The organism is Lonsdalea quercina subsp. quercina, from assembly GCF_000688695.1.
GTDB lineage: Bacteria > Pseudomonadota > Gammaproteobacteria > Enterobacterales > Enterobacteriaceae > Lonsdalea > Lonsdalea quercina_D.
In genome coordinates this window covers 313,045-331,254 of the sequence record NZ_JIBQ01000005.1, presented here as the reverse complement: position 1 = coordinate 331,254, position 18,210 = coordinate 313,045, and the positions used below count along the sequence as shown (strand labels likewise).

The window sequence follows — 18,210 nt, the reverse complement described above, 5'->3', positions numbered from 1 at the left end:
CCTCGCCTCTGGTTTATTTCGTATCGATGATGGAGTTTAGAACACAATTAAATTTGCCTTTAATTAATCGGACTTTTGTCTCTCGGCAACCACGGTGTCCCAATTATTTACCCTCACTTTATAACGGGTATTTAAGCGGTGTTTTCTCCGCCCGAAAGAAGGGGATACCCGTCAATATAATGCAATGTCCCGCCGCAGCGCTTTAATTCGGCTGAGGATGAGTCCTGCCTCAAACAGCCCGCATGACGGAACGACATAAAAAAACGNCCGGGCCGCTATGACCCAGTCGTTTTTATTGGCTATCAGGGCTTGGAAGGATGCTGGCGTTATAAGCGCCGTCAGTCGCTTCCTAAGCTGATGATGCGATGCTTAACGCATCTTACATCATGCCGCCCATACCGCCCATGCCGCCCATACCAGCAGCGCCTAAGTCTGCTTTATCTTCTTTCGGCAGGTCAGTCACCATACATTCGGTGGTGATCATCAGGCCAGCGACGGAAGAAGCGTACTGCAGAGCAGAGCGCGTTACTTTAGTCGGATCCAGGATACCCATGTCGATCATGTTGCCGTACTGTTCGCTAGCGGCGTTGTAACCGTAGTTACCTTCGCCCGCTTTCACGTTGTTAGCAACGACAGACGGCTCTTCACCGGCGTTGGAGACGATCTGACGCAGAGGAGATTCCATCGCGCGCAGCGCAACACGGATACCCACGTTCTGATCTTCGTTTTCGCCAGTCAGTGAACGGATTGCATTCGCCACGCGAACCAGCGCAACACCACCACCGGCAACCACGCCTTCTTCAACCGCAGCACGGGTCGCGTGCAGGGCATCTTCAACGCGCGCTTTTTTCTCTTTCATTTCAACTTCGGTAGCCGCACCGACTTTGATAACCGCAACGCCGCCAGCCAGTTTCGCTACGCGTTCCTGCAGTTTTTCACGATCGTAATCAGAGGTCGCTTCTTCGATCTGCTGACGGATCTGAGAAACACGGCCCTGGATAGTCGCTTCTTCACCAACACCGTCAATCACAGTGGTGGTGTCTTTGTTGATGACAACGCGTTTAGCCTGACCCAGATCTTCCAGCGTTGCTTTTTCCAGCTCCAGACCGATTTCTTCAGAGATCACGGTACCCGCAGTCAGGGTAGCGATGTCCTGCAGCATGGCTTTACGACGGTCGCCAAAGCCCGGTGCTTTAACAGCAGCGACTTTCACGATGCCGCGCATGGTGTTCACCACCAGAGTCGCCAGGGCTTCGCCTTCAACGTCTTCAGCAATGATCAGCAGCGGTTTGCCTGCTTTGGCAACAGCTTCCAGTACCGGCAGCAGTTCGCGAATGTTGGAGATTTTTTTGTCAGCCAGCAGGATGTACGGGCTTTCCAGCTCAACAGAACCGGTTTCCGGCTTGTTGATGAAGTAAGGAGACAGGTAACCACGGTCGAACTGCATACCTTCAACCACGTCCAATTCGTCCTGCAGGCCGGTGCCTTCTTCAACGGTGATCACGCCTTCTTTACCGACTTTTTCCATCGCTTCGGCAATCAGCTTGCCCACGGTGTCGTCGGAGTTAGCGGAGATGGTACCTACCTGAGCGATGGCTTTAGAGTCAGAGCAAGGCACAGACAGTTTTTTCAATTCTTCGACCGCGGCGATAACGGCTTTGTCGATTCCGCGTTTCAGGTCCATCGGGTTCATACCCGCGGCAACGGCTTTCAGACCTTCGTTGACGATGGACTGCGCCAGTACGGTAGCGGTAGTCGTACCGTCACCAGCAGCGTCGTTCGCTTTGGAAGCCACTTCTTTAACCATCTGAGCACCCATGTTTTCGAACTTGTCTTCCAGTTCGATTTCGCGGGCGACGGACACGCCGTCTTTGGTGATGGTCGGAGCGCCGAAGGATTTATCCAGCACTACGTTACGACCTTTCGGCCCCAGGGTGACTTTCACTGCATCAGCCAGTACATTCACGCCGCGAAGCATTTTTACTCGAGCGTCGTTACCGAAAATTACGTCTTTAGCTGCCATTGGTTGTTTCCCTTAAATTCGTTCAGTTCAGAGGATTACGCGCGATTAGGCTTCAACGATTGCCAGGATGTCGCCTTCGGACATGATCAGCACTTCATCGTTGTCGATTTTTTCTGTCTTCACGCCATAACCATCATTGAAAATAACGATATCGCCAACTTTCACATCCAGCGGTTTAACTTCACCGTTTTCCAGGATACGCCCATGACCCACAGCCAGGACTTCGCCACGGGTAGATTTACCCGCTGCAGAACCGGTCAGAACGATGCCGCCAGCTGATTTTGATTCAACTTCTTTGCGCTTGACGATAACGCGGTCATGCAATGGACGAATTTTCATTGATAGCTCTCCTTTGAGAAAGTCCATGTCAGTTTAGGTAACATGCCGGATATGCTTTTATATCCGACCTTGTGGAAAAGTAAGTGGGGACGTTTCGACGGGCTTCAAGGGAGAAAGGCAAAATTTTTTCGCTTTGTTCGCACTTTATTCACGGCCTAAGAAAAAAATGCCAAAGATCAGATAGCTAACAAAAAAAGACCGCCTGAATCAGCGGTCGTCGTTTTCGTCATGCTTTTCGAGTCGTTCAGGGCGTTGATCTTTACGTTGATATTCGCCTTCGAAAACATCGCCCTGTGCTCCGTCCGGACCCGAACGTGAACGCCAGAGATGCAAATGCGGCATCAGTTTCAACGTCAGATGCTTTTGCAACGCCGGCAGTAGCAACAGCAGACCGAGGAAGTCGGTGAAGAACCCCGGCACCAGCAGCAGAAATCCTGACATCACCAGCGAAACGCTTTTGACCATTTCCGCGGCCGGGCTTTCCCCCGCTTCGATTTTTCGCTGCATTTGAATAAAGGTTCTGATTCCCTGATTGCGGACCAGTGAAACACCGAGGCAAGAGGTAAACACCACCAGCAGCAGCGTGATAGCGATACCCAGCACGTGGGCGACCTGGATGAAAATGAAGATTTCAATGTAGGCCAACAGGAAAATCAGTATTAACGGTATCCAGCGCACCCGGTGCTCCTGTAATTGATATTTAACGTATTGATAAAAAGTATATTCCTAAAACTGGCGCTCGTAATATGCTATTGACGCAGTCATAAACGGCTCTCGGTAGAGCATTCAACGCGCCTGTCATCTCGTTACAATACTGTTGAAATGGTAGCTCATACGCTACTTTTCAACCTATGCGCATGGTTTTTTTTGGCTGCTTACGTTTTTTATCTATAGTCACACGGCGTGACTATTCGTTACGATTCACTCAGGAGACAGACAATGGAATGCCCAGATGTGATCAAGGCGACTATTTCACGTACAGGTTAAGAATATAATAATGCGATAGCCCTTAGTATCGGTCAGATACACCATCCCAATTGGGAAAATGCATTACGATAAGCTGTATAAACGCTAACTTATAGAAGAGTAGAGAAGGCTCTTTATGTCAGACAATATCCGTATCGAAGAAGATCTGTTAGGCAGCCGAGAAGTACCCGCCGATGCTTATTACGGCATCCACACCCTTCGCGCTATTGAAAACTTTTACATCAGCAATCAGAAAATCAGCGACGTTCCTGATTTCGTCCGCGGCATGGTGATGGTGAAAAAGGCCGCGGCAATGGCCAACCGCGAACTGCAGACCATCCCACGTAAAATCGCCGACGTGATCATTCGCGCCTGCGACGAAGTGCTCAACAACGGCAAATGTTTGGACCAGTTCCCGGTGGATGTCTTCCAGGGCGGAGCAGGCACCTCGTTGAACATGAACACAAACGAAGTGCTGGCCAATATCGGTCTCGAACTGATGGGACACCAAAAGGGCGAATACCAATACCTCAACCCCAACGATCACGTGAATAAGTGTCAGTCGACCAACGATGCCTATCCGACCGGTTTCCGTATCGCCCTCTACAACGCGATCCTGAAGCTGGTTGATGCCAATACGCATCTGGGCGAAGGGTTCGAGCGTAAGGCCAAAGAATTTGAAAACATCCTGAAAATGGGACGGACCCAGCTGCAAGACGCCGTGCCGATGAGCCTGGGCCAGGAGTTTCACGCCTTCAACATTCTGCTGCAGGAAGAGAACAAAAACCTGCTGCGCACCGCAGAACTGCTGCTGGAGGTAAACCTGGGCGCGACGGCGATCGGAACCCGGCTGAACACGCCGGACGGCTACCAGCAATTGGCCGTGCAGAAGCTGTCCGAAGTGAGCCAACTGCCCTGCGTCTCCGCGGAAGACCTGATTGAAGCCACGTCCGACTGCGGCGCTTATGTCATGGTGCACAGCGCGCTCAAACGTCTGGCGGTCAAGCTGTCGAAAATCTGTAACGATCTGCGCCTGCTCTCCTCCGGCCCTCGCGCTGGCCTCAACGAGATCAACCTGCCTCAGCTGCAGGCCGGGTCATCCATCATGCCGGCGAAGGTCAATCCGGTTGTTCCTGAGGTGGTCAATCAGGTGTGCTTCAAGGTTATCGGCAACGATACCTGCGTCACGATGGCGGCCGAAGCAGGCCAGCTTCAGCTGAACGTGATGGAACCCGTGATTGGACAGGCCATGTTTGAGTCCACCCACATTCTGACCAACGCTTGCTACAACCTGTTGGAAAAATGCGTGAACGGCATCACCGCCAATCAGTCGGTCTGTGAATCCTACGTATTCAACTCTATCGGCATCGTCACCTACCTTAACCCGTTTATCGGTCATCATAACGGCGACATCGTCGGTAAGATCTGCGCCGAAACCGGAAAAAGCGTACGTGAAGTCGTGTTGGAACGTGGTCTGCTGACCGAAGCGGAGCTGGACGATATTTTCTCCGTGCAGAACCTGATGCACCCGGCCTACAAAGCGAAACGTTACACTGACGAAAACGAACCGCAGTAACCTTCTCCGCTCCCTTCGCCCCCACACTCGGCGGCGAAGGGAGATTCTGTGACTCCCCGCACTTTCCGAAGCGTCTACTTTCAACACGATCCGCGCTTACGCTCATGCTGGCCTCAAGGTATAGTGTGGCGACATTTCACGTTTCCGCTGCTGAGGTCATTATGTCTGAACCCAACGCCTGCGACGCCGTGGTGGTACTGTGTACGGCCCCCGACGACGCCAGCGCCAGAGTGTTAGCCGCCGCCGCGCTGGAAGCCGAATTGGCGGCCTGCGTCACGCTATTGCCAGGCGCCACGTCGCTTTATCGCTGGGAAGGTAAATTGGAGCAACAGCAGGAAATCCAGCTGATGCTGAAAAGCGATCAGGCGCACCTTCAAGACCTGTTTACGTTGCTGAAACAGCAGCATCCCTACCAAACGCCGGAATTATTGGCGCTCCCGGTTCACGACGGCGATAACGATTATCTCTCATGGCTCAACGCGTCCTTACGCTGATTCTCCTATTCGGCACATTGCTTTTTACCGCTGTCGCGCCTGCCGACAATCCCTTTGGACGCGCGCAAACGTCTCGTTTTCTGCCCGCCGCGCAGGCGTTTGTCTTCGACTTCCAGCAACAGGGGAAGCAGTTAACACTTCAATGGATTATTCACCCCGGCTATTACTTGTATCGCCAAAAAATAGTGATTCACTCAGGCGGCACGACGCTCACACAGGTTGATTTTCCGGCCGCCGAACGTCATCAGGACGCTTTTTTCGGCGTGGTCGATATTTTCCGAAACCGCCTGCAACTGAATATTCCTCTGGATGGGATCCCACCGGGCAGCACCTTAAGGGTCAGCTATCAGGGCTGCGCCGATGCCGGATTCTGCTATCCGCCAGAGCAACTCAGCATTCCGCTTAGCCAATGGGATACGGGGGAAAAGTCGTCCACCGCGCCACCGCTGCCGTTTTCGCCGTGGTGGGCCATAGTGATTGGTATCGGGATCGCCTTTACACCCTGCGTGCTGCCGATGTACCCACTGATCTCCAGCTTGATTCTGGGGCGGCGCGAACGTCTTTCCGCTCGACGCACTCTGCTGCTAGCCTTCGCCTATGTGCAAGGCATGGCGCTAACCTATACGCTGCTGGGATTGGTCGTGGCGGCGGCGGGTCTGCGCTTTCAGGCGGCGTTACAGCATCCTTACGTCCTGATAGGGTTGGCGTTGATGTTCACCCTGTTGGCGCTTTCCATGTTCGGGCTCTTTAACCTGCAGTTACCTTCCGCCATGCAAACGCGACTCATTGACTGGAGTAACCGACAGGAAAGCGGTTCATTGTATGGCGTCTTTTTAATGGGCGCGCTCGCTGGTCTGATTTGCTCACCTTGCACCACCGCCCCACTCAGCGCGCTGCTGCTGTATATCGCCCAAAGCGGCCATATGCTGGCAGGCGGCGGAACGTTGTACCTGTATGCGCTGGGGATGGGGCTGCCGTTAATTGGCGTCACCTTGTTCGGCAACCGCATCCTCCCGAAGAGCGGCCCTTGGATGAACCACATTAAAGAGGCCTGTGGCTTCGCGATGCTGGCGCTACCCATATTCCTGCTGACGCGTCTGCTCGGCGACGATTGGGCCTGGCGACTATGGGGACTCCTCGGCGTCACCTTCTTCGGCTGGGCGTTCGCCCTCAGTCTGCGTGGGCAAGGAGGATGGATTCGGGGTCTGCAGGTCTTACTGCTGCTCGGCGCGTTGATCTCGGTTCGACCGATACAAGACTGGCTGTTCACCTCGGCCACAACGCCTACCAAATCCTCTTCCGGCACCGCTTTCTCGCCGATTAACACTGTGAATGAGTTGAATGCCGCGCTTCGTGACAGCAACAAGATAACTATGTTGGATCTGTACGCCGACTGGTGCGCGGCCTGTAAGTCGTTCGAGAAGGTCACATTCAGCGACGGCGAAGTTCAGCGTCAAATGTCGCGCCTGCGGCTACTGCAAGCCGACGTGACGGCCAATACGCCCGAGCAGAACGCCCTACTGACGCAGTTGCAGGTACTCGGCCTGCCGAGCATTCTGTTTTTCGACGCCTCCGGCAAAGAAATTCCGGGGTCGCGCATTACTGGTTTTATGGATGCGGCGCAGTTCCGATCGCATTTGCAGAAACTATCTCCGTCAACGACACTTGTTGATTAACGGTCACGCACTGAGAGGAGGACCCATGCAACGGGAAAAAGTTCTGGAGCATGCGCTGACCTTGCTGGAACAGCATGGTTTCACCGCCATGACACGGGAAAAACTGGCCGACAGTCTGCACATTTCTGTGGACGAGCTGGCCCCCTTCTGGCCGGACGACGAAGCGGTGCTATACGACAGCCTGCGCTATCACAGCCAGCAAATTGATGGTTGGCGCAGACGACTGATGCTGGACGAATCGCGTGATGTTGAGCAAAAGCTCTTGGCGCGTTATCACGTCCTGCACGAAGCGGTTAAACAAGGGCGTTACCCGGGCTGTTTATTCATCGCAGCCTGCAGTTTTTACCCTGACGTTCACCACCCTATCCACCAACTGGCCGAGCAGCAAAAGCAGGCGTCGTACCACTACACCAAGGCGCTGCTGGTCGAATTGGAAACAGACGATCCTGCGATGGTCGCACAACAGATGGAGCTGATTTTAGAGGGTTGCCTGAGCAAACTGCTGGTGAAGCGCCAAATCGCCGATATTGCCGTCGCCAAACGGTTGGCGGAAGACGTTTTGCGCATCGCTTGTTGCCGCCAAAACGGGGCGCTTAGCTAAGCCAGGCCCCTGATATATATCAGATAGCATGCCTTTGACTGAAAAGTCAGCAGTCAGCGCTATTTTCCCATAAAGCCGTTGACGGCGCGGAACCAATACGGTTTAATGCGCCCCGTTGCCCGGATAGCTCAGTCGGTAGAGCAGGGGATTGAAAATCCCCGTGTCCTTGGTTCGATTCCGAGTCCGGGCACCATACATCGAAGCACACTGGTTAGAAGTGAGATCTCTAACGGGTGTCTAAACGAAGATGGTGTTCAAAGCAACGGTGACTGCATTGACAGATGCATCATCCAAGATTGAATATAAAAATCTTCAAGAAAGGGTATCAGTTCACGCTGATACCCTTTTCTCGTAGAAAGAAATGATTGCAAGCATTGTGGCTTATGTCAACCAAGTCCCAAGTCCCAAGTCCCAAGTCCCAAGTCCCAAGTCCCAAGTCCCAAGTCCCAAGTCCCAAGTCCCAAGTCCCAAGTCCCAAGTCCCAAAGATTATGTCTATCACTTTAATTTTTAAGCGAAATGTCAATCTATCCTGATAATAACTATTCTTTTTTATAATCATTGAAGCTAAAAAACCTAACTTACATGGCTCCATAAAATATTTTTCTGGATCAGATAAACGGTCAAAATTTTTATAATAATTATAGTCATCCTAGCCAAGATTGATTGTGATATCCTAGAATTAAAATAACTGTGATTGATTTACGATGAAATAATTAATTAAATCAATCTTCACTGCATGTTACAAATTTTTAAATATATCTGTTTGTGCAGTGAATTTAAATGTTATTAATCTTCTAATTCAATCCCTAATCCTTCAAGGAGTGAAACAGCCTCTGCCCTCGAAAATTTTGCCTTATCAACGTAGTTATTCAATACATCAATATTATAGTCCCATGATTCCGTGAAATTGGCTGAGCGCAATATTGTTTTATTAAATAAACTTCCATGTAGGTCACAGCCTGAAAATACCCCCTTGGAAAGATCACACTCTCTAAAATCCACATCAACAACCTTGCATTCATCCATTATAATGCCTTGTAACTTCAATCCCATGAACGAAGAGTTAGTTAATATGGATCTGCTAAATTTAAGCTCATAATCTAAATTAAAAGAGGTCCAATTGGCCTTTGTCCAATCAATACCTGAAAGTTTGCATTCATTGAAATTCACTTCATAGAGTCTGCTATCGATTATTTCAGTTATGTTAAGATTGCAATGATTAAATGTGCAGTTATTAAACTTGCATTTAATAAAACTGGCACCAGAAAAGTTACAATTATCGAAGTCACAATCTTCAAATTTTGAGTTTTGTACAACACATTCTGAAAGATCTACTCTTGAAAAAGTAGATTCGAAATATTCATGCTTACTTTTTATAGCTGACAAATTGGCCTCTTTACAATCACTCTCATCGACTGTACTAGGATGATAGGGTTTTTCTGTCCAAAAAAAAGTTTTGGTACAAGAAATGCAATTAACTCAAGTCAATCGACTAACATCAATGTAGCTTTATGTTACTTTTATCTTCATTTTGTTTCTTAATTTTGTTAGTATGCCTTTGAAAAGGAGTGATTTCTAGTGTATACATTATTAAAGTTAAGTAATGGTAAACATAAGATTTTTTGCAATGCATTTAAAATGTATATGTGCAGGAGGACTTCAAAGGATTGAAGAATTAGATTAAGGGATTAAGGGATTAAGGGATTAAGGGATTAAGGGATTATAATTCAATCTTACTTCATTGATCACTCAAAACTTACATCAATACGATGTTTCTTATATTTAAAACATCTCCCGCAATATAGCCTTATCTCCTGTTTGTAAATTTCTGATTCTGCAGTTGCTAACCTTTCTTGAACTCCTTCTCCCTGTGCTATTAATTTGACACACTATCAATTCGAAAAATTATTCGCTCAGCCCGCGAAGGGCGGTAGCATTGCATAAATTAATTCGTAAAAAAAACTAGAAGCATCTTTCCAATGCTCTCTCATTTTTTATATTGTGAACGTATTAATTTTACTGGCTAATAATATATATTTATTAGATTTGTTTTAGTCGACATATCATCAAGCCATAACAAATGGAATGGTAAACAGAATTATATCATTAGAAATTACGTATTGATTTTAAGAAGCCAAAAAAGGAAAGTTATAATGGAATGTGAAAAAATAATTGATATAATTACAAACTCAAAGAAGATATTTGCATTATTCGATTGATCTTCCCCCCCCTCTGTCAGGATAGATGTCACTGACCTTCCCCCTGAAAACAGTGCCAGTCTAAACTGAAGTATCCGGTCTTTCTTCCATTACCCAGAGAGGCTCATTGCCATGAAAAAGACCCGTTATACCGAAGAACAGATTGCGTTTGCGCTGAAACAAGCCGAAACCGGCACCCGCGTCGGGGAAGTCTGCAGAAAGATGGGGATTTCTGAGGCCACTTTTTACAATTGGAAGAAGAAATTCGGCGGGCTGGGCGTGACGGAACTGCGACGTCTGCGGCAGTTGGAGGATGAAAATCAGCGGCTGAAGAAGCTGGTGGCAGATCTGAGCCTGGACAAGGAGATGCTTCAGGAGGTATTGAAGCGAAAGTTCTGAGGCCGGCTCAGAAGCGCCAGGCGGTGCATTTCCTGCTTGAAGCTTATCGTATCAGTGTCCGCCGCGGATGCGGCCTGCTGATGCAGAGCAGAACTGTCTACCACTGGCAGAGCCGGCGTGATGATCGGGCGATCACCCAACGCATCCGAGAGATAGCGGAAACCCGGATACGGTATGGCTGTCCACGTATTCATATCCAGTTACGACGCGAGGGCTGGCGGGTTAACCATAAGAAAACACATCGTATTTATTGCCTGGAAGGTCTCAATCTGCGCAGAAAACGTCCTCGCAGGCATGTCAGTGCAGCACGTCGCCAACAGCGTCCGGCCCTGACGCACGTCGATCAGTGCTGGAGTATGGATTTCGTGTCGGATAGTCTGTTTAACGGGCGGCGTTTCCGGATGCTGACTGTAGTGGATAATTTTAGTCGGGAGTGCCTGGCGATCTATGCTGGGAAATCACTGAAAGGTGAAGATGTGGTCGGTGTAATGGAGGCGCTGCGGGTGCTGGATAAGCGCCTACCGGTACGTATTCAGACGGATAACGGCAGCGAGTTTATTTCGAAAAACCTGGATAAATGGGCGTATGATCAGGGTGTTACCCTAGACTTCTCCCGCCCCGGAAAACCGACAGATAACCCGTTTATCGAATCATTTAACGGTAGTCTGCGGGACGAATGCCTGAATATTCACTGGTTTCTGTCACTGGACGATGCACAGGACAAACTCGACAACTGGCGCAGGGAATATAATTATGAGAGAACGCATTCGTCATTAAATGACATGACTCCGGCTGAATTCATTCGAAGTCTTCAGAAAGACAAAGATCTCTAGTTTATGCCTGCATTAATTTTGGACCAAGGTCAAAGAAACCGGAACTCTCAAAAAATGCGTGGAACTAAAACGGGTGTGCTTACAAAATTCAAACACTGAAAATTGATTAATACAAACCTGAAATATGCCAAAGTCATGGCTTCATCTGTGAAGGATTGTGATTTCACCGGAGCGAACATGGAGTCGACACGACTATCGGCAACCAAATTTTTAGATGTCGACCTAAAACATTGCAACTTTAACGGAGCAGATATCTTTGCTTCGGAATTCAGTCATACCGACCTTACCAACGCAAATTTTGAGCGGGTTAAACTGGCTTTATCGACATTGGATGGTGCTATATCGACATTGGATGGTGGAGAAATTACACAGGCTGAGTTATTCGAAGATTTTTAATCGTTATACTTCTCCGTTCAGTGTCAGCCCGTCTTTTAATAAAAAATGAACAGCTAACTATATGAGAAATAGGTTTATATTTAGCTGTTCTTATTAAAGAATGCCTATAGTTAACATTACTTCCTGTTAACGCTCAAAGCGCGATTAATTAACGCACTGTTGGCCGAGAACGCCAATTTGAAACCTACCCCACTGGCATAGTGTTCATCTTTTTTCCCAATCTCGTCCTTAATATCTCCGACATGTGGATCATTGTTGATGACATTCTCCGTTTTCATCTGCGCTGATAAATGCTTTTTCAACAGGTCTTCAAAGTGTAAATATTGTCCACCCTCCTGTTTTTGAAAACAATCCATTTCCTTCGTTAAGATTATCTCACTGTTATTTTCATTAAAAAGATACTCTTTCAAAAATAAAAGATTCCTCTCAGAGCATATTGCCTCAGCAATGAGGATTCCATCCACCCTCATTTTTAATAGTGATGTTTCTTCATCTAGTTTATTTTCAACGATCGAGTATCTACTTATCACATCAGACTTAGATTGCTCGATGAGTCTGACAAAACCGACAACCGTCCTCCACTCCGTTGGGTCGTAAAAACCCCTCCCCCAAGACCGGAGTGACAAAGGATCGCTAATCTTTACCGTTGAGTGATGGGGATATAGGATTTCATATATCGCCCTATAATCAGAGATGGTGCTATTCCCCGTAAATAAATACTTAAAAAAGTCCACAAAGCGCTCAAACACTGAGAAATCATATAATTCCGCATCATTATCCATAAGATTTCTCAGGAGCGAATCTGATATTTTGTAGTCAATGTTATTCAGATTAAATCCAATTTGCATAGTGATTAACCCCCCATTCTATTTGCCGGAAAATTATAGACAAATGACATACAACTCTCGTTAATTACTTTGCTCGTAGAACAATGAAGCCCGGTTTTTTACTCATATACTCCTTAAAAGGAGAGTCAACGACTTTTCTGTTTGAAGAGAGTGATGAGGCGTTTCTAAACCAGACCTGCCCACCCTCTTTAATAACAATGCCCGTGTGTGAGACATCCAAACCTTTCAGTGGAGAATAAACCCCTACATAATCTCCATTTTTTAATTGACGAAGAACATCTTGGTTTATGGCATTGCCTGGAACATAATTTATTTTGCGGGGAATAACTCCCAGACCCTGAACATACTCTCCCCCGTCAGGCTTACGATTTAGCTTTTTTTCTTCCGTAAGATAATGTGGACTGATTGACGATGTAACATCACGGGCATTATAAGGTTTTGTCGCGAACCAGTCGGAAAAGAAATGGCGTCGACTGAGATAGCTCACCTTGCCGTTAACATAGCGAGTTCTAGCAAGATTGCTCAAAAACGAGTTTTTATCACGACTGCGGGTCAACGCCTCTACATAATCAATCAAGGTAAAACAATCAACACCATTGAAATTAGCCACAAGCGATTCCGGCGTCTCTGGTGAACCGATAAGCGTTCCCCCCTGATAGGGGGTATTTAAAAATTCTGCGGAGACATCGCTCACTAATTTCCCATGCTGTTTCCCGGAGTTTGGAAGCACTTTCGTTATAATAATATGCTTCACTTTACTCTCGGTCTTCGCATCCATGACCGTTTGATAATGTTGGGTATCTACCGAGGAGCATGACGTCACTAATAGGGGGAGACACAATAATCTGAGACTATTCATTATCATCTTGAGTTTCATTTTACAGAGACACACCAATTAAAATAATAAAGAGAGATTCATCATCATCGATGAGCGCAATTAAACAATCGAACAACGATAAACATACTTAAGTCATGATGCCGTTTTTTTCACACAATAATCGACATCATTTTTTACATTAAAATATTTGGATTTTGATTGAAAACATCACGATTAAGACTTCTTATTCCGTATTTATTTTACCGAACTAGCGTCCTCATCTTTATTTAAAAACAGAGCTCCAGACGGGGATAAAAGATACATTCATCAAATCAGTGATGAAAAGGTTGTGATAATGGCAATAATAACCCGATGAAGAGAGTGCCCGCCGCAAACCCCATACATATGCATCTTCTCACGCGAAGACCCGATGCGTTTTTATAAACACCTCTATATTTTCTTCACTCTTATATGGTCGTTAAAGAAGCATAGATTAAAACCGTTCCCTCCCAAAAAACGTCAGGCCATGACCTGATATTGCGCTCAACAAGCAATTAACCTTTCGGCTCACTCCGTGAGTCGGCATCATAATCAATATCGAAGACCAATCTCAGTAGCGCCGCCACGGGCTCAAACAGAGACTCCGGGATCGTCTCACCACATTTCACATCATGAAACAGCTGGCGCGCCAGACCAATGTTCTCGACGACGGGGATAGATTCTCGCATTGCGAGATTCACGATATGGGCAACCTGCGCATCTACCCCTTTGACCAAGACTTTAGGGACCGGCATTTCAACCGGGTCAAACCCTACGCAAATCGCGATGTGTGTAGGATTACGTATCACCACGGCGGATTGTTTGACGTTCTGGGCAAGACTCCCACTTTGGATTTCTCTCTGCAGCTCTCGCCGCCGCATTTTCATTTGTGGGTCGCCCTCCGTGTCTTTACGCTCCTGCTTAACGTCCTCTTTGCTCATCCGCTGTTGCTTCATCGTGTTATGGCTCTGGAAGGCGTAATCAAACACCCCCAACACGATGTAAAACGCTAGCAACGCATACCACATCCAGCGAACAAAGGTCGTGAATAGCGGGATCGCGCAGGTCGGATCGCAATAAGGCAGCGCCTGAAACGTTGGCGCGTAGTAGCAGAACAAATAGACAAAGATCAGACACAGCAAAACCACCTTCAAACAAGACTTGAGCAACTCAACCAGACTACGCACCGAGAAAATCTGTTTTAGGTTATTGATCGGATTTATTTTTTCACCTTTGAAGCCGACTGCCTTGAGCGCCACGAGAAACCCAATCTGAGCCACCACGCTGGCAATCGTGCCCACCGCCAGCATCCCTCCCAACATGGCGAAAATTTCGCCTCCGGCACTCAGTACCGCCTGTGACATGAAGCTCACGGCATAATCAAAGGGTTTGTTTATCAGCTGCGCCGAGAGTGTTATCAGCTGTGATACCCGTTGCATGACCCGGTCGGAAAAAAAATGAAAAAAGGCCAATATCGAAAGCAACTGCACACCGGAAGTAATCTCTATGCTTTTAATCACTCGCCCTTCCTGGCGGCTATCTCTTTTCTTTTTCTCGGTGGGCTGCTCGGTTTTTTCACTCATGGCTGGCTAACCAGCGGCTGACATGGTGGTATAGCGCATCGCTTTCCAATTGATAGTGATGAAAAGCGTAGGGCAATGACAGCAACAGCAAAAACAGCGCCAACGCGCTTTTTATCGGCATGGAGAGGAAAAAGACGTTGAGCTGCTGCGCAGAGCGGTTAAGCAGCCCCAGCGCCAGGTCGGCCAACATCATGCAAATCACCGCCGGTAGGGAAAAACTCAGACACAGCCGGTACAACACTTTCCATTCAACCAGTAAAAAATCAAAAAAAGACCGATCGAACGTCAGCGTCTTGCCGGGAGGCAGATAATGATAGGAGTCATACAGCGCCGAAAGCAGCAGATTGAAACCGCCGCCCATAAAAAAAAGCGCGCATAAAAATTGGCTAAACAGCAGACCAAAAATCGACGTTTGCACCGACATCGCGGGGTTGAATAGCGTCGCCATTGTGGCCCCACGTAGGGTATCAATCAGGAACCCCGCCATATCCACCGCCCAAAAAGGGATCGCAGCACAGAACCCCAATAAAAGGCCAATCAGCATTTCCCCCGGAATCAGGCGAACCCAGTCCCCGTTCTGATGGATTATCTGCTGCGCATGGAGGACAGGAAGCATGGGCAACATGACCGCCAGCAGCACGCCATTGCGGATCAGCGGTGTCCCCAGATTGCCGGTTTGCAGCAACGGAAATAGCAATGTCAGCCCCAATGGCCTCATCATCGCCAAAGCCACCGTGGCTAACCCCTCGCTGATCTCACCGATCATCCGCGGAGACCAATTTGCATCAGCACATGGCGGGTATAAGCCAGGATCAGCCCCCCCATCCAGTGATATGTCGCCATCAGCATCAGCGCCACAGCCAGCAGCTTGATCATGAACTGCAGCGTCTGATCCTGTATTTGGGTCAGTGCCTGAAACAAGCTCACCATGATCCCTACCACGGAAGCGACGAATACCACGGGCAACGAGGTCATCAGCACCAGCCACATCAGCTGAGTGACATAGTGGGCAAGGTTGGCATCATTCATATAAAGCTCTGTACCAGTTGGCCAAGAATCAAATCCCATCCCCCCGCCAACAGAAAAATTAGTAACTTAAACGGTAGGGAAATGGTCATTGGCGACACCATCATCATGCCCATCGCCAGCAGGATATTCGACACCAGCAGGTCTATCGCCAAAAAGGGCAGGTAGATGAGTAGACCAATACGAAACGCCTGCGTCAGTTGGCTGACGGTAAACGCGGGAAGCAGGATCAGGAGCGAGTCTGGCTTAACCCGCTGGCGCGCCTTTTCGGGCCAGGTTTTGGCAATAAGATTGCGAAAATAATGTGCCTCCTTCTCATCAGAATTTTTTTTCAGAAACTGACGATAAGGGCCTAACGCTTGGCTGTCCCAACTGCTCATCCACGGCGGCGCGCCCGCTTCAGCCACTGGATGCCATTGGGCTTTTACCTCTAATACCGTCGGCGCCATAATGAACAGCGAGAGCACCAACGCCAGCCCATAGAGCGCCATATTGGGCGGGACCTGCTGGATACCGAGCGCATTACGTAAGATCGAAAACACCACCGCCAGTTTGAGGAATGAAGTTCCCATCACCACGGCTAGCGGCAGCATCGAGAGCAAGAACAGCAAGGTAATAAGCTGCCAGGAAGACTCAGGTAACAGCATGATTTTTCCTAATAAACCGCGAAAAATCCGTTATAACCGACGCATAACTTGCCCGATATGGGGTGTTTGCCGTATTCGTCCCTATTTACTGCGTTTCTGCGGGATTGAGATACCAACGACTAATCCGCACCAGAAAATGGTCGCCGCAACCGACCAGTTCCCCCAGCCCAATCACACGTCCATTTAGCCGCAGCTTCACCTCGGGAGAAAACTGGGCTTCAGCGGGTAATACATCCCCTTCACTTAAGGTACGCAGAGCCCCGAGATGCAGCTCCAACTGCCCGACTTCCACCAGCAGCTTTTGCGGCAGATCGTCTATGTTGATCGACGGTGGCTGCGGTGAATCCCTCTCGTCGTCATTTTCCATCAGCAAGGTTTCGACGTCCTGCACCAGCGCATTAATTTTCACCCGACCCTCCGGTTCCACACAAACGCGTGCCATCCTGCCCGTCGCGAGCTGCAGCACACACTCTCCGCCACGCGGATCGCCAAAAGCACACAGACTCAACCCGACGCCCGTGCTCAGCATTCTCAGTTCATTAATCGATACCTGACACCACCCGGCATAACAGGCAAGCGTGAGCGGCGGAAGTAAACGCGCTGGCCGTACTCGGGGAACGATTTTCCCGGCAAGGAAATGAAAAAAAGCCGCAGGCCACCCCAGCAAAAAAGCGCGAAAGTGGTGATGTTCAATCTGCCAGTGAAAGATCGGCGCAATAGAATCGGACAGTATGCTGCACGGTAACGGGCCGCCCTTCAGGCCAGGCATTTGTGCACCGCTGCACGCTATCAGCGGCGACATTCCCCACTCCGCAATGCCCGATAACAATACAGAGTCGATGGCATCAGGGTCAGCAGTCCCCATCGTTTCTTCGCACCACGTCTGCCAGACCGACTCCGGTAACCAGATATAACAAGGTGATTCTCCCACCGTGACCGGAAATACCCGCCCATTCGGGTCCTCCGCCCCTCGTTGGGCGGAAACGTGCAGCCCGAAGAGGGTGACGCCATCAGCGGGCAGTAACCGGACCAGGTGACTTTCTTCAGGCGATATTGTCGTCATACACCNCTTCCAACGTCACTCGGTGGCCAGCAGCCAGCAAACCGTCATTCAACCACATGGCAAACTGGCTCAAGAGTGTAAACAGCGCTGGCTGCGGCGCTAAAACCGTCAAATACGTTTGCCCTGCCCGCTCTTCGATGTCGCACACCAAACCCGCCGCGGGCCCGCTGAGCAACCGATAGCGATTATTGTTCCGTGTTGGGCGGGACGCTTTACCTACCGTGCCGGGAGAGATTCCCACTACCGGCCGCATCAGCCGGATAAACCTGTCGTCACCTGACGAGGTTTGCACTTCTTCGCTTTCTTGTCGGTCATGCCAAAGGCAGCCTTCGACTCTAATCATATTCATCGTTGAGCAAGCTCCTGAGTTTCTCAACTTTTTTCAGGGTGACAGAGAGCTCACAATGCAGCTCATCTCGTTGTTTTTGCAGTTCTGCCTTCTGGTCTGACAACACACGTTGCTGACGCGCCAAGTCGATCTCTTCATGAAAAAGGCGCCCCATTTTTTGCTTCTGCTCCATCAGTTCCCTGGCGCTCAGCGTACCCGACCAGTTAAGTATCTGACTCAACAGCTGAAGTACCTGGGAACGCCGTTGTTGACACTGTTCGCGCATGACCTCCGTTTGCGTCATCCGTCGAGAAATCTCCGCCATTTGCCGCCGCTGGCGCTGCTCCCGACGATGT

18 protein-coding genes and 1 tRNA gene are annotated in these 18,210 nt (G+C 49.0%); 7 read left to right on the top strand and 12 right to left on the bottom strand.

Annotated elements, in window-relative coordinates; genetic code table 11:
* Positions 1-379: 379 nt before the first annotated feature.
* The 3 genes from groL to SB13_RS06555 form a co-directional block, all read right to left on the bottom strand.
* Complete coding sequence (groL, locus tag SB13_RS06565; protein ID WP_026739590.1) at positions 380-2,023, bottom strand: chaperonin GroEL; 1,644 nt, start codon at positions 2,021-2,023, stop codon at positions 380-382.
* Between the two features lie 45 nt (positions 2,024-2,068).
* On the bottom strand, positions 2,069-2,362 hold the full coding sequence (locus SB13_RS06560) for a co-chaperone GroES (protein ID WP_026739589.1): 294 nt from the start codon (positions 2,360-2,362) through the stop codon (positions 2,069-2,071).
* 207 nt (positions 2,363-2,569) lie between these two features.
* The gene (locus tag SB13_RS06555) at positions 2,570-3,040 is read right to left on the bottom strand and encodes an FxsA family protein (protein ID WP_026739588.1); all 471 of its coding nucleotides are present in this window, start codon (positions 3,038-3,040) and stop codon (positions 2,570-2,572) included.
* 424 nt (positions 3,041-3,464) lie between these two features.
* On the opposite strand from SB13_RS06555, the gene aspA reads away from it, so the two are divergent.
* From aspA to SB13_RS06530, 5 genes are all read left to right on the top strand, one after another.
* The gene (aspA, locus tag SB13_RS06550; RefSeq protein ID WP_026739587.1) at positions 3,465-4,904 is read left to right on the top strand and encodes an aspartate ammonia-lyase; all 1,440 of its coding nucleotides are present in this window, start codon (positions 3,465-3,467) and stop codon (positions 4,902-4,904) included.
* A gap of 161 nt (positions 4,905-5,065) precedes the next feature.
* Positions 5,066-5,398 (top strand): divalent cation tolerance protein CutA, encoded by a 333-nt coding sequence (gene cutA, locus SB13_RS06545; protein WP_026739586.1) that lies wholly within the window; start codon positions 5,066-5,068, stop codon positions 5,396-5,398.
* Complete coding sequence (locus SB13_RS06540; protein ID WP_026739585.1) at positions 5,374-7,074, top strand: protein-disulfide reductase DsbD; 1,701 nt, start codon at positions 5,374-5,376, stop codon at positions 7,072-7,074. The genes cutA and SB13_RS06540 overlap by 25 nt, the downstream gene beginning before the upstream one ends.
* Before the next feature lie 25 nt (positions 7,075-7,099).
* Positions 7,100-7,675, top strand: coding sequence for a division control transcriptional repressor DicD (gene dicD / locus SB13_RS06535; protein ID WP_026739584.1), 576 nt, complete (start codon positions 7,100-7,102; stop codon positions 7,673-7,675).
* Between the two features lie 117 nt (positions 7,676-7,792).
* Positions 7,793-7,868: transfer RNA gene (locus SB13_RS06530), tRNA-Phe, on the top strand.
* A 595-nt stretch (positions 7,869-8,463) separates the two neighbouring features.
* Here the strand turns inward: SB13_RS06530 and SB13_RS06520 are convergent.
* Positions 8,464-9,063 (bottom strand): pentapeptide repeat-containing protein, encoded by a 600-nt coding sequence (locus tag SB13_RS06520; RefSeq protein WP_026739583.1) that lies wholly within the window; start codon positions 9,061-9,063, stop codon positions 8,464-8,466.
* Between the two features lie 944 nt (positions 9,064-10,007).
* Between SB13_RS06520 and SB13_RS17010 the strand changes: the two genes are divergently transcribed.
* Positions 10,008-11,107, top strand: a protein-coding gene (locus SB13_RS17010) for an IS3 family transposase (protein WP_152545925.1) whose coding sequence is annotated in 2 segments (ribosomal slippage) — positions 10,008-10,263 and positions 10,263-11,107 — 1,101 coding nt in all. Because the reading frame shifts where the segments join, the coding sequence is not laid out codon by codon here.
* 135 nt (positions 11,108-11,242) lie between these two features.
* The gene (locus SB13_RS06505) at positions 11,243-11,503 is read left to right on the top strand and encodes a pentapeptide repeat-containing protein (RefSeq protein ID WP_072000322.1); all 261 of its coding nucleotides are present in this window, start codon (positions 11,243-11,245) and stop codon (positions 11,501-11,503) included.
* Positions 11,504-11,619: 116 nt separating this feature from the next.
* Here SB13_RS06505 and SB13_RS06500 read toward each other — a convergent pair whose 3' ends face one another.
* From SB13_RS06500 to SB13_RS06460, 8 genes are all read right to left on the bottom strand, one after another.
* A complete protein-coding gene (locus SB13_RS06500) occupies positions 11,620-12,351 on the bottom strand; it encodes a hypothetical protein (RefSeq protein ID WP_051616497.1) in 732 nt (243 codons plus the stop codon).
* A gap of 64 nt (positions 12,352-12,415) precedes the next feature.
* Positions 12,416-13,216, bottom strand: coding sequence for a DUF1460 domain-containing protein (locus SB13_RS06495; RefSeq protein ID WP_026739580.1), 801 nt, complete (start codon positions 13,214-13,216; stop codon positions 12,416-12,418).
* Between the two features lie 506 nt (positions 13,217-13,722).
* On the bottom strand, positions 13,723-14,790 hold the full coding sequence (locus tag SB13_RS06490) for an EscU/YscU/HrcU family type III secretion system export apparatus switch protein (RefSeq protein WP_026739579.1): 1,068 nt from the start codon (positions 14,788-14,790) through the stop codon (positions 13,723-13,725).
* Positions 14,783-15,556 (bottom strand): EscT/YscT/HrcT family type III secretion system export apparatus protein, encoded by a 774-nt coding sequence (locus SB13_RS06485; protein WP_026739578.1) that lies wholly within the window; start codon positions 15,554-15,556, stop codon positions 14,783-14,785. The genes SB13_RS06490 and SB13_RS06485 overlap by 8 nt, the downstream gene beginning before the upstream one ends.
* Entirely contained in the window at positions 15,553-15,819 is a 267-nt protein-coding gene (locus SB13_RS06480; protein WP_026739577.1) for an EscS/YscS/HrcS family type III secretion system export apparatus protein, read from the bottom strand. Before SB13_RS06480 ends, SB13_RS06485 begins: the two co-directional genes overlap by 4 nt.
* A complete protein-coding gene (gene sctR, locus SB13_RS06475; RefSeq protein ID WP_026739576.1) occupies positions 15,816-16,463 on the bottom strand; it encodes a type III secretion system export apparatus subunit SctR in 648 nt (215 codons plus the stop codon). Before sctR ends, SB13_RS06480 begins: the two co-directional genes overlap by 4 nt.
* Before the next feature lie 85 nt (positions 16,464-16,548).
* Positions 16,549-17,526, bottom strand: coding sequence for a YscQ/HrcQ family type III secretion apparatus protein (locus tag SB13_RS06470; RefSeq protein ID WP_026739575.1), 978 nt, complete (start codon positions 17,524-17,526; stop codon positions 16,549-16,551).
* A gap of 335 nt (positions 17,527-17,861) precedes the next feature.
* Complete coding sequence (locus SB13_RS06460; protein ID WP_235202379.1) at positions 17,862-18,179, bottom strand: hypothetical protein; 318 nt, start codon at positions 18,177-18,179, stop codon at positions 17,862-17,864.
* Between the last annotated feature and the right edge of the window lie 31 nt (positions 18,180-18,210).